We start from the raw sequence: 11,863 nt of genomic DNA, 5'->3' as shown, positions 1-11,863 counted from the left end.
GAGCCGATAAACGCGAAGGTGATGGCGCGACGCCGGTAGGCATCCATCGCATCGTTGGTTTGCTGTACCGGCCAGACCGCATGGCGCGGCCAACCGAATGGGCGGTGCCGATCTACCCCGGTGATCTATGGTCTGACGATCCAGACCACGAGGACTACAACTTGATGGTTCGCGCACCGTACCCGTACAGCCACGAAACGCTCCGGCGGGCTGATCCGCTATATGATTTGGTTTTGCTTACTGATTGGAATTGGCCCTTTGCGCAGTCCGGCAAAGGGTCGGCCATCTTTCTGCATCGTTGGCGCAGGCCTGGATTTCCAACCGAAGGCTGTGTGGCGTTTCGGCCTGACCATTTGCGGCAGATCGTTGGTTTGATCCGTTATGAGACGCGGCTGATCGTGCCCGTTGCATTGACCTGAGCGCCAAGGCCTTACATTTGGTCGCATGACCGTTCAGGACCGCCTTTCCAATTGCACGCTATGTGCTGACCGCTTTACCGCGACCGCGACGCGCCACCGGCCCAAGCCGGTCGTGTGGTTCCAGCCCAATGCGCGGCTGCTGATCTGTTCGCAAGCACCCGGAATGCGCGCCCATACCAGCCGCATTCCCTTCGACGATCCATCCGGCGACCGCCTGCGTGATTGGTTGGGGCTCGACCGAGCCGGGTTCTATGACCGAAACCGCGTCGCGATTGTGCCAATGGGCTTTTGTTTTCCAGGATATGACACGGCTGGGTCTGATTTGCCGCCACCTGCGATTTGTCGTCAGACATGGCATTCCGAGGTTCTCGATCATGTCGGAGATGTGCCTCTGAAACTCGTGGTTGGTGGCTATGCGCAGAAATACCACCTTGGCACCAAGGCCGGTGTGACCGAGACCGTGCATAAATGGCGCGACCATTGGCCGGCAGTTCTGCCCTTGCCGCATCCGAGCTGGCGGAATACGGCTTGGCTCAAGAAGAACCCGTGGTTCGAGGCTGAGGTCTTGCCCGCGTTGCGCACGCGAGTGCAGGAGGTCATGGCATGAGTTTGGAAACCCCACTTGATCACGCGCACGCCGCGATGGAGGCTGCGCCAGAGGCGGATGCGCCGCGCTTGCGGTTCTATGATTGGTTGGCCGAGGCCGAGCTGTTTTTGATGCTGGCGCGCGAAGCCGAGGACGATCAGGCTGAACCCGAATTGTTCGATCTGGGCGATGCGCGATTTGTTTTAGTCTTCGATACCGAGGATCGTTTGAGCCATTTTGCCGGGCGCGCAGTGCCTTATGCCGCCCTTTCAGGCAGGTCGATTGTGGGGATGTTGGAAGGCCAAGGAATTGGAATTGCCTTGAACCCTGAAGTCGCCCCGTCGTCAATCCTGTTGCCATCCGAGGCTGTGGACTGGTTGGCAGAGACAGTGGCTCAAGGCCCATCTGAAACAGAAGCGCGTCCAGAAGAATTCCGCGCACCAAGTGCATTGCCCGAACAATTGCTCGAAGCGATTGATGCCAAACTGCGGATAGCCACAGGATTGGCAAGGCGCGGATATCTGGCCGAGGTTGTCTATGACAGCGGTGTTCGCGGTCATCTGATCGGGTTTACCGGTGCGGTGCCGGGGGCTGAAAGCGCGTTGGCGCGGTCCATTCAAGAGGCGCTGGTGTTTTCGGGCCTTGAGGCTGCAGCGCTAGATGTCGTATTCCTGCGTGACAGTGATCCTGTGACGGCACAGTTGGCGCGGGTCGGACTACGGTTTGATTTGCCTGAACCGGTCGAACCCGCCCGTGTTGAGCGGATGGCGCCGGGCAGTAATCCGGAAAAACCTCCGATCCTGCGGTAACGCACCTCCACCAACTGAGGTGGTGGAACTGATCAATCAGTTTTGCCCTAGCCTCTGACGGAAGGTTGGTAAGGCGTCATCGTCGCTTGGCGTTGCCTCCCAAACAGCACGTGCAATTGCGCGGGCCATGCAGATAGCCGCGTAATGGCCCAGCATTGGCATTATTTCTTCAGAAGGTGCGCCGCGCCGCGCGGTGCTGGACGCAAAGATCAGATCGCCGTCATATGGGGTGTGCGACGGAACCAATGCGCGCGCAAAGCCGTCGTGGGCGGCTGTGGCCAACCGTTTACACGCTGCCTTTTCGAGGGTTGCATCGGTTGCCACAACCCCGATGGTCGTGTTGCCATGCTGCGCCATCGCTGCGGTTTTGCGGCTGGCCGGTAAGGGTTGAAGGCCAAAGGTCGGGTCTGGACCAAACCCGCCGAATTCGTCGCCTATCTCAAACGGTGCCGCCCAGAAATGCTTACCGGACGGCGTTGTCGCGCTGCCCAGGGCGTTGACCACGACAAGTGCGCCAATGGTCGTCCCATCAGGAAGGATCAGCGATGCAGACCCCAACCCACCCTTGTGTTGCGCGTCCGTAGCCCCCGTTCCCGCACCAGCTGTGCCAATCGTGAACTCATGTGAAATGTTGGTCAGCGCTTTGCGCCCAAGATTTGGATATGGGTTGTCTGTCCAATCCTTGTCGCCATTGTTAAGCAGGTCGAAGATGATCGCGGCAGGCACGATGGGCACCCGCGCGGCATGGATTTGAAACCCGCGCCCCTGATCCGCCAGCGCATCCATAACGCCTTGGGCTGCGGCCAGACCAAACGCTGATCCTCCAGACAGGACTATGGCATCGACACCCGGCACTGTCTTGTCCGGTTCCAGAAGATCCGTGTCGCGCGTCCCCGGGGCACCGCCCATCACGGCGTAGCTTGTGGTCATCGGGCCATCTTCGGATAGCAGGACCGTGGTGCCTGATTTGAGGGTTGTGTCCTCGGCATTGCCGACCATGAGGCCTGCAACATCCGTGATCAAGTTGTAGCGGCCGGGCATCATTGTGACGTACCGCCTACGGTAACACCGGAGTGAGAGGTTAGGCCGTCACGCTCCTCAAGGTATTTTGTGCCCAAAGCAGCCTGGGTCATATGCAGCGGCCTCCGTCCACTTCCATACAGACGCCAGTGATCATGCTGGCCTCGTCCGAGCACAGGAAAGCAGCGGCGTTGCCCAGGTCTTCTGGTTGGGAAAAGCGGCCAAGCGGGATGGTCGAGAGGAACTTGGCCCGCACCTCGGGCGTGTCTTCACCCATAAAGCTTTTCAATAGGGGTGTTTCCCCGGCCACCGGATTAAGTGCGTTTACGCGGATGCCCTCGGGTGCGAGTTCGACTGCCATCGTGCGGGTCGCAGTGATCATCCAGCCTTTGGACGCGTTGTACCAGTTTAGGCGAGGGCGCGGTGAAACACCAGCTGTAGAGGCTATGTTGAGGATCGTGCCACTTTGGCGGTGCTTGAAATGTGGGACAAGACTGCGCGCGCTTAGATAGACAGATTTGCAATTTACCGCAAAGATTCGGTCAAAATCATCTTCCGTCACGTCTTCCATCTGAGCAGGAAGGTGAGTGATGCCTGCGTTGTTTACCATGATATCGACATGACCCATTTGTGTGATTGCCGTTTCAATCATGTTGGCAACCTGATCCCCGCTCGAGACATCGCTTGTATGGGCGATGCCTTTGATCTCGCTTGCGATGGTTTTGGCCGCGTCATGGTTCAGGTCGACCACCATGACAGTGGCCCCTTCTGCGGCGAATTTCCGCGCGATCCCAGCGCCAAAGCCCGATGCGGCCCCGGTGACGATGGCCGTTTTGCCTTCAAGCCTCATTTAGGTCCTCCCCTATCCATGTTTCGCGGCAACGGTTTTCAGGGTGGAAAAGCCATAGAGCGCTTCGAACCCTTTTTCGCGACCATGGCCGGATTTGCCAATGCCGCCGAAGGGCAGTTCCACACCGCCCCCCGCGCCGTAATTGTTGATGAAAACTTGTCCGCTTTTCAGCTTTTTGGCCAGTCGCATCTGGCGCGCACCACTGGCTGTCCAGACACCTGCAACAAGGCCGTAGATGGTGCCATTCGCGATCTGGATTGCTTCGTCTTCGGAATCGAACGGGATAAGCACTTGCACGGGGCCAAATAGTTCGTCTTGTGCCAAGGAGTGGTCTGGGGGCACCGGACCAAAAAGGCGCGGTTGCACATAGGCACCATTAACGGGCAGGTCATCAGGGATGGGTGTTTCGGCGATGCAGGGCAGGTCGCATGCGGTTTGAAGAAGGGCCTTAAAACGGGTTTTCTGCTTGGTCGAGATGAGTGGGCCGATGTCTGGATCGCTGCTGGCAGGACCGATGGTCTTGGCGCGATAGATCTCCGCCATGCGGCTTGCGACGGTTTCGTAGACGCTGCGCTGGATTAGGATGCGCGAAGCAGCAGAACAGGTTTGACCTGCGTTCTGAAGGCCCGCGTTGACGAGGAAGGGTAGCGCCTCATCGAGATCGGCATCTTCAAAAACGAGCTGTGGGGATTTTCCGCCAAGTTCCAAAGTGACCGGAACGACGTTTTCCGCAGCGAGCGTTTGGATGATTTTGCCGGTTTGCACCGATCCGGTGAAGCTCAGGTGCTGCACGCGGGGGTGGCGGGCCAATGCTGCACCAGCCTCAGTCCCTAATCCGGGTACGACGTTCAGAGCGCCATCTGGAAAGCCTGCCTCTTTCGCAAGATGTGCAAACATCAGCGCGGTCAGGCAGGCATCCTCGGCAGGCTTCAGAACGCAGGCGTTGCCCATGGCAAGAGCGCCGCCGACAGAGCGCCCGATGATCTGCATCGGATAGTTCCACGGCACGATGTGTCCGGTTACACCATGCGGTTCGCGCATGGTGTAAACGGTGTAGCCATCAAGGTACGGGATGGTTTCGCCATGCACCTTGTCCGCGGCACCCCCGTAGAATTCGCAGTATCGTGCCAGTGCAATCGCATCGGCGCGGGCTTGGGTGACTGGTTTGCCGACATCGAGCGTTTCAAGACGGGTCAGAATTTCAACATTTTCGAGCACAAGTTGCCCCAGCCGCGTCAGGCAACGTCCGCGTTCCAAGGCAGTCATCTTGCCCCACGCGCCATCCAACGCTGATTGAGCCGCCGTTACAGCAGCATCTATGTCGGCATCGTCACCACGGGCGATTTCGCAGAGCGTATCACCGTCTGAAGGGTTGATGAGCGTCAGCGTATCGCGCGTTTTGCGCCAAGCGCCGCCAATAAGAACATGACTTGGATTAAAGGGCAGGGCGGGGAGCATCATCGGCCTCCGGGAAAATGGGCAATTGCGGTGCCGCGTCGATCAGCGTTTGGGTGTAGGGGTGTTCGGGTGAGTCAAAGATTTCTGCCGTCGGGCGATCTTCGACGATTTTCCCGGCTTTCATCACCATCACGCGGTCGGTGATCGAGCGCACGACGCTTAGATCGTGGCTAATGAACAGATAAGTCAGGCTATAGTCGCGGCTTAGGTCCGCCATAAGGTCTAGGATTTGCGCGCGCACCCTCACATCAAGCGCCGAGACTGCTTCGTCGAACACGATAAGGTCGGGTTTGATGATCAGCGCCCGGGCGATGGCAATGCGCTGACGTTGACCACCAGAGAAGGCATGGATGTGCTTGCCAGCGTCCTCTGGCCTAAGGCCCACAGCTGTCAGTGCTTCGGCGATGACCTGATCGCGGGCATCCCCTTTTGGTGGATCGGAAATGAGGTGGAACGGCTCGGTAAGCAGCCGGGCCACGCGGTGACGAGGGTTGAAACTGCCATACGGGTCTTGGAACACGACCTGCATCTTGCGGCGTACGGTCAGATTTGGGCTATTGTCCCGCCAGACCGGGGCGCCATCAAGCGTGATCTGGCCGCCCTGCGTCGGTTCCAATCCAAGAATGGCGCGGGTGAGAGTGGATTTCCCGCAGCCAGATTCGCCGACTAACCCAACGCGTTCACCGCGTTTGATGTCAAAGCTGACCTCTTTTACTGCGCGGAACACGTTGCGCGGGCTGAACAGGGATTTGCGCGGCAAGGGATAGTCGCGGCTTACGTTCTGGACCGAAAGCAAACGCGCTTCGGCTTTGGCGGCCCCCAGTTTTGCCTGATGGCGCGAGGCCTCGAATAATTGGCGCGTGTAGGGATGGCGCATATTGCGCAAGACGTCGGCGGTTGGGCCTGTCTCGACGATCTCTCCATGGCGCATGACGTTAAGCGTGTCGGCCATGTTGCTGACCACTGCCAGATCATGAGTGATCATCATGAGTGCCATATTCTGTTCGCGGGCAAGGCCCTTGAGAAGGTCGAGGATCTGGGCCTGCGTCGTTACGTCAAGCGCGGTGGTCGGCTCATCCGCGATCAGCAAACGTGGGCGCAAGGCGATGGCCATCGCAATCACAACGCGTTGGCGCTGGCCACCGCTAAGTTCATGCGGATACCGTTCCAACGGAAATTGGCCCGGTGGTAGACCGACACGTTCCAGCACCTCGTAGGCGCGCTCTTTCGCCCTGTCAGGTGTCATCGCTTTGTGGACAAGGATGGTTTCCATCACCTGTGCGCCTATGGTCTGAACCGGATTAAGCGCGGTCATGGGTTCTTGAAACACGATGCCGATCTCGCGTCCACGCAGGTCACACATCTGCGGTTCTGGCAGGCCGAGCAGCTCTAAACCGTCGAATTGAATGCTGCCGGTGGTGATTGATCCCTTGGGTAGAAGGCCCGTCGTCGCGAAGGCGGTCATCGACTTGCCCGATCCGCTCTCGCCCGTGAGCGCGGCGATTTCGCCTTCACCGATCGTCAAAGAGATGCCGTGCAGGACTGCCGTGTCGTGAATCGCAAGACTCAGGTTTTCGATGCTTAAAAGATTCATGCCCGCACCACCTTGAGGCGAGGATCAAGCGCATCGCGCAATCCGTCACCCAGCAGATTAAGCCCCAAAACCATCGCCACGATGGTTAGCCCCGGGATCAGAGCCACATGCGGGGCGAGGGACACCATGGTCTGCGCATCGGCCAACATGCGCCCCCAGCTTGGGATCGGGGGCTGCGCGCCAAGGCCGACATAGCTGAGGCCTGCTTCGGCGAGGATGCCAAGGCTGAACTGAATCGTGCCCTGCACGATCAGCAGGTTCGCCACGTTGGGCAAGATATGTTCGACGCTGATACGAGCGCGCGTTTTGCCAGCGACCTGCGCCGCCATGATGAATTCGCGTTTCCATAGGCTGAGCGCGGCGCCGCGCGTGATGCGGGCGAAGACGGGAATGTTGAAGATGCCGATGGCGATGATCGCGTTGGTGGCTGACGGACCGAACACGGCAGTGATCAAAATGGCGATGACGAGCGAAGGGAACGCAAATATCAGATCGTTCATCCGCATGATGACCTCATCCAGCAGGCCACCTCGTCGCGCAGCTGCTGCAAGCCCCAAGGGAATGCCAACGCCCATACCAATCCCCACCGCCACTAGCGCCACGGCAATCGACGTGCGCGCGCCGACCATGAGCATCGACAGGATGTCGCGGCCGAAATGATCGGTGCCCAGTAGATTGTCAGCGTTGGGCGGTTTCAGGCGGTTCGCGATATTCATCGCCTCGACGCTGTCGGGTGTCCAGACAAACGATAACAGCGCTGCGATCACGAACAGCCCGGTCAGTAACCCACCAAGGATAAGGTTGCGGCTCATGTCCGTGTCCTGAGCCTGGGGTCGACAGCGGCATAGGCAAGATCGACGAGAAAGTTTACCATGATGACTGCGAACACCAGCAGCATGACGACGGATTCAACTACGATCAGATCACGCTGCGTTATCGCCTGAAAGATCAACCGCCCAAGACCGGGCAAAAAGAACACTTGTTCAATGATGATCGCTCCAGCCAGTAGAAACGCGAATTGCAGCCCGATGATCGTCAAAACTGGGATCAGGGCATTGCGCAAGCCATGCCGCCACAACGCTTGCCGCGACGACAATCCCTTGGCGCGGGCGGTGCGCATGAAATCTTCGCCCAGAATGTCCAGCAAGGATGATCGCATCACCCGGGTCAGGATCGCCGCTTGCGGCAAGGCCAATGCGATCGCGGGCAGCGTCAGGGCTTTCAGGCCGCCCCAGAACCCTTCGTCCCATCCCGGAAATCCGCCCGCACTGAACCAGCGCAGGTTGATGGCAAAAATCAGCACCAGCATCATTGCGAACCAGAAATTCGGGATTGCCACGCCCAGTTGAGTTGCCGCCGTGACTGACAAATCGCCGGGTCCGCCCCGGCGGGCAGCGGCAAAGATGCCCGCGGGAAACGCGATGAAAGTGGACAGCGTCAGCGCATAAAGCGCCAATGGCAACGACACCCACATCCGATCTGCGATCATCTGTGAAACTGGCGTCCGGTATGTGTAGGACATGCCGAAATCTCCACTCAGCATGCCGCCGACCCAGCTTAGGTATCGGTCGAATTTTGATTGATCGAGGCCCAGTTCCGTCCGCAGAGCGGCAATCGTGTCGGGTTGCGCGTTGATGCCTAGCATAAAGCTGGCCGGATCCCCGGGCGCGATTTCGACCACGGCAAAAATCACCATCGAGGCCACGATCAGGCTTATGGCAAGAGAGACCAGTCGTTTGACGATATAGCCCAGCATTGTACGCAGGTTAGGCCAAGCAACACGCCAAGGGAACGCAGAAATAGCACGCCTTGCACCCGGTCAAGGCAAACCAGTCAGAGGGTATCCAGTTTTCGTGCGAGTTTCGCATCGAGCGACGATAGACCATCGACATCGTGCGTTGTCAAAGTGACCTCGACCCGATTGTAAACATTCGACCATTCAGGATGATGATCCCACTTTTCGGCCCAAAGGGCAGCGCGGGTCATCCAGCTAAAGGCTTCGGTGAAATCCTTGAACTGAAACGTCTTGGAGATCGCATCGCGGTCTTCAAGAAGCACCCAGCCAGCGTCTAACAACGGCCCCAGAACAGTTTTGCGTGCAGTGTCAGAAAGTTTCTCGGTCATTGGTGATCCTCTGTCGTGGCTTTGCGAAACGGGCCATAGCTTGTCAGCACTTCGATATCTTCGTCCACGGCCTGCGCTTCAGCTTCAAGATACCGTGCAACGGCTTCGGAAAAACCGGGATCGCCGATCCAGTGAAGGGAATGCGTGTAAACCGGCAAATATCCGCGCGAAAGTTTGTGATCGCCCTGTGCGCCTGCTTCGACGCGGGACTGGCCGTGTGCAATGGCATAATCCATGGCCTGATAGTAGCACAGCTCAAAGTGCAGGCAGGGGTGATCCTCTGTGCAGCCCCAATATCGGCCATAAAGTGTGTCGCGCCCGATGACATTCATCGCACCGGCGACCCATTCGCCGTCCCGTTCTGCCATGACCAACACAATGTCATCGCGCAGCTGATCTTGTGCAATGTCGAAAAACTTGCGGGTAAGATAGGGCGTGCCCCATTTCCGCGCGCCGGTATCCTGGTAGAAGGTCCAGAACGCATCCCAATGGTCGGGGTGGATTTGATCACCGGTGAATTGATGGATCGTTCCGCCAAAACTCTGCGCGCGTTCTCGTTCTTTGCGGATCGTTTTGCGCTTGCGGGAGCTTAGGTCACCTAGAAACGCGTCGAAACTGTCATAGTCGCGGTTTTCCCAATGGTACTGTTGTGTTCGCCGCCGCAGCAGCCCGATCTGTTCGCCGGCAATCGCTTCGGCTTCGGTGCAAAAGGTGATGTGGAGTGATGACAGCTCGTTGTCTGCGGCAACCTGAATGGCCCCCTGAACCAGTGCGCTGATGCCTTCCGCCTCGAAACCCGGGCGGGTCAAGAAACGTCGTCCAGTGGCGGGAGTAAATGGCACTGCGATCTGAAGCTTTGGGTAATAGCGCCCGCCGGCACGTTCCCAGGCGTGGGCCCAATTGTGGTCAAAGATGTATTCGCCCTGACTGTGGCTTTTGCCGAAAAGCGGTGCACAGGCAATGATTTGGCCATCCATTTCAGCAGTCAGATAGCGGGGATCCCATCCAGTGCCGACGCCAACGGACCGGCTGTCTTCAAAGGCTTTCAGCCAGCGATGTGTCGTGAACGGATCATGTGCGCGCCCGCCATCTGCCACTTCGGGGCAGGCGCAGGCATCCCAATCCCCTGCCGCGATCTGTGCGATAGAGCTGTGCATGTTGATGGTGACTGTTGGCGCGTTAGTTGGGTCGGACATGTCCGTTCCTTGGTTACGCCTTGGTACTTGGTCTTGATCTGTCTTGGATCAAGCCACGTAACCTTCAAACGTAATGTTGTCGGCAACCTTACGTGCTTGCTCTTCCTGATCCGCACTGCGAACGGTCCAACACAGGATCGGCACACCCTGTGCCTTGAGCTGTTTGACCCGTGGCGCATCCAGATCGGTCATGTCATGGCTGAGAAAGTCTGCACCCACGCGTTCAAAATCGGGAATGGCGGCAAGCTCGGCGCGGCGTGCGGCGGGCACTTGCGGCTCATCTATCTTTCGCCAGGCCGAACTGATCAATCCGCGCGGAATGCTAGGCGCAAGCTTGGCCACTTTGCCCACCATGTGCGGATTGAACGACATCAGCGCATATGGCCCTGTGTACCCCGCGAGGGATTTCACAGCCGCGTCTTCCAACCGACCATCCGTGTCACCCATTGCGCCATGCTGGTCTTTCATCTCGATCAGCAAGGGTACTGCACCGTTCACTTGGTCCAATACAGTGCGCAGCGACTGAATCGTGTCGATTCCGCCTTTCAGGGTGATTGCCGTCAAATCCTTGGCATCGCGGTCGCGCAGCGGCCCCGTTTCGGCTGTCAGGCGTTCAAGTGTGTCGTCGTGAAACACCATCGGGACGCCATCACGAGACAGCTGCAGGTCCAGCTCAATCGCGTATCCAGCATCAATCGCGGCTGCAAAGGCGGACGGAGTGTTTTCAATGACCCCATCCGCCTTGTTGTGGTACCCGCGATGCGCAATTGGGATCGTCAGGAATTCCGATGGAAGGCGGCTCATGCGATTTCGAAAATGCCTTCGATTTCGACGGCAACACCGAAGGGCAGTGACGCTGCGGAGACTGCCGACCTGGCATGACGCCCGTTTTCACCCAGCACCTCGACCATCAGATCTGACGCACCGTTTACCACTTTTGGCTGGTCGCCAAAATCGGCGGTCGAGTTCACGAACCCCACCAGCTTTAGAACGCGAACGCGGCTGAGATCACCGTCCGCCGCCTTTCGGGCCTGAGATAGAAGCGCAAGCGCACAGTATTTCGCGGCTTCAGCGCCCACTTCAGCATCAAGGTCTGCACCGAGTTTACCTTTGACCAGACCGTCCGGGCCTGTTGGCAATTGGCCCGAAACATAGACTTGATTTCCGGTTTTCACGAAAGGCACATAGTTGGCTGCTGGGGCCGGAGCATCGGGCAAGGTCAGGCCTAGTTCGGCAAGGCGGGCTTCAATTGCGTTGGTCATTGGTGTCTCCCCTTATTCATTTGGCGCGACGCTATTGCGCGCCGCATCAAATGGAAAGAGGCAAGACCGCTAGAATTGCCCATGCCGGTTTTGGTCAATTACCACCCAGGATATCGCGCAGAAGCTGGTTCAGCGCATTCTCAAGCGCATTGCCCCCGCCTTGCTGACGATCAGGGGTTTGTTGCTGCGGCGCTTGCTGCGGCTGAGCCACCTGGCGCGGCGGCTCTGGCGTGATCATCGGCAAGGGTTTGATGGGCAAGCCTTCGTGAACGCGGATCATCGCTTCGTGCCAAATCTCGGCTGGAAGCCCGCTACCGGTGACACCCGCAAGAGGGGTGTTGTCATCATATCCCATCCAAACGCCGGCCACATAATCGGCAGTAAATCCGATGAACCATGCATCACGCGCCTCTTGGGAGGTGCCGGTTTTGCCGGCGACCTGACGGTCAGGCAGTTTGGCCCGTCCGCCCGTGCCGTCTGTCACAACCTTTTCCATCATCCAGATCAGTTGCCGGGCCGCTTCTTCCTGAATCACCCGCTCACCG

14 protein-coding genes are annotated in these 11,863 nt (G+C 58.4%); 3 read left to right on the top strand and 11 right to left on the bottom strand.

From position 1 onward, the window contains the following. From ACTG4M_RS15810 to ACTG4M_RS15800, 3 genes are all read left to right on the top strand, one after another. On the top strand, nt 1–419 hold a 419-nt coding region (locus ACTG4M_RS15810; RefSeq protein ID WP_439124626.1), incomplete at its 5' end, for a L,D-transpeptidase family protein. 25 nt (nt 420–444) lie between these two features. Beyond that, nucleotides 445–1,026, top strand: a complete 582-nt coding sequence (locus tag ACTG4M_RS15805) for a uracil-DNA glycosylase family protein (RefSeq protein WP_439124625.1) — start codon at nt 445–447, stop codon at nt 1,024–1,026. Continuing rightward, nucleotides 1,023–1,814: an SseB family protein gene (locus tag ACTG4M_RS15800; RefSeq protein WP_439124624.1), complete on the top strand. Its 792-nt coding sequence runs from the start codon at nt 1,023–1,025 to the stop codon at nt 1,812–1,814. The genes ACTG4M_RS15805 and ACTG4M_RS15800 overlap by 4 nt, the downstream gene beginning before the upstream one ends. A gap of 36 nt (nt 1,815–1,850) precedes the next feature. Here the strand turns inward: ACTG4M_RS15800 and ACTG4M_RS15795 are convergent, their stop codons facing one another. From ACTG4M_RS15795 to ACTG4M_RS15745, 11 genes are all read right to left on the bottom strand, one after another. Further along, nucleotides 1,851–2,858, bottom strand: a complete 1,008-nt coding sequence (locus ACTG4M_RS15795) for a P1 family peptidase (RefSeq protein WP_439124623.1) — start codon at nt 2,856–2,858, stop codon at nt 1,851–1,853. Between the two features lie 85 nt (nt 2,859–2,943). After that, nucleotides 2,944–3,684, bottom strand: coding sequence for an SDR family oxidoreductase (locus ACTG4M_RS15790; protein ID WP_439124622.1), 741 nt, complete (start codon nt 3,682–3,684; stop codon nt 2,944–2,946). Between the two features lie 12 nt (nt 3,685–3,696). Further along, on the bottom strand, nt 3,697–5,145 hold the full coding sequence (locus tag ACTG4M_RS15785; protein ID WP_439124621.1) for an aldehyde dehydrogenase family protein: 1,449 nt from the start codon (nt 5,143–5,145) through the stop codon (nt 3,697–3,699). After that, nucleotides 5,120–6,736 carry an ABC transporter ATP-binding protein gene (locus tag ACTG4M_RS15780; RefSeq protein ID WP_439124620.1) on the bottom strand — a complete coding sequence of 539 codons (1,617 nt, stop codon included), beginning with the start codon at nt 6,734–6,736 and terminating at the stop codon, nt 5,120–5,122. Before ACTG4M_RS15780 ends, ACTG4M_RS15785 begins: the two co-directional genes overlap by 26 nt. Further along, on the bottom strand, nt 6,733–7,548 hold the full coding sequence (locus ACTG4M_RS15775) for an ABC transporter permease (protein WP_439124619.1): 816 nt from the start codon (nt 7,546–7,548) through the stop codon (nt 6,733–6,735). The genes ACTG4M_RS15780 and ACTG4M_RS15775 overlap by 4 nt, the downstream gene beginning before the upstream one ends. Beyond that, nucleotides 7,545–8,492, bottom strand: a complete 948-nt coding sequence (locus ACTG4M_RS15770; RefSeq protein WP_439124618.1) for an ABC transporter permease — start codon at nt 8,490–8,492, stop codon at nt 7,545–7,547. Before ACTG4M_RS15770 ends, ACTG4M_RS15775 begins: the two co-directional genes overlap by 4 nt. A 77-nt stretch (nt 8,493–8,569) precedes the next feature. Further along, a complete protein-coding gene (locus ACTG4M_RS15765; protein ID WP_439124617.1) occupies nt 8,570–8,860 on the bottom strand; it encodes a 4a-hydroxytetrahydrobiopterin dehydratase in 291 nt (96 codons plus the stop codon). Continuing rightward, the gene (locus ACTG4M_RS15760; RefSeq protein ID WP_439124616.1) at nt 8,857–10,056 is read right to left on the bottom strand and encodes a GNAT family N-acetyltransferase; all 1,200 of its coding nucleotides are present in this window, start codon (nt 10,054–10,056) and stop codon (nt 8,857–8,859) included. Before ACTG4M_RS15760 ends, ACTG4M_RS15765 begins: the two co-directional genes overlap by 4 nt. 48 nt (nt 10,057–10,104) lie before the next feature. Continuing rightward, the gene (locus ACTG4M_RS15755) at nt 10,105–10,860 is read right to left on the bottom strand and encodes a glycerophosphodiester phosphodiesterase family protein (protein WP_439124615.1); all 756 of its coding nucleotides are present in this window, start codon (nt 10,858–10,860) and stop codon (nt 10,105–10,107) included. Further along, nucleotides 10,857–11,318, bottom strand: coding sequence for a RidA family protein (locus tag ACTG4M_RS15750; RefSeq protein WP_439124614.1), 462 nt, complete (start codon nt 11,316–11,318; stop codon nt 10,857–10,859). Before ACTG4M_RS15750 ends, ACTG4M_RS15755 begins: the two co-directional genes overlap by 4 nt. Before the next feature lie 94 nt (nt 11,319–11,412). After that, a partial coding sequence (locus ACTG4M_RS15745) for a penicillin-binding transpeptidase domain-containing protein (RefSeq protein WP_439124613.1) occupies nt 11,413–11,863 on the bottom strand: 451 nt, incomplete at its 5' end.

This window comes from Marivita sp. (assembly GCF_965656765.1).
Taxonomy (GTDB): domain Bacteria; phylum Pseudomonadota; class Alphaproteobacteria; order Rhodobacterales; family Rhodobacteraceae; genus Marivita.
The sequence above is the reverse complement of the archived record's forward strand: the minus strand, read 5'-3'. Positions and strand labels throughout refer to the sequence as shown.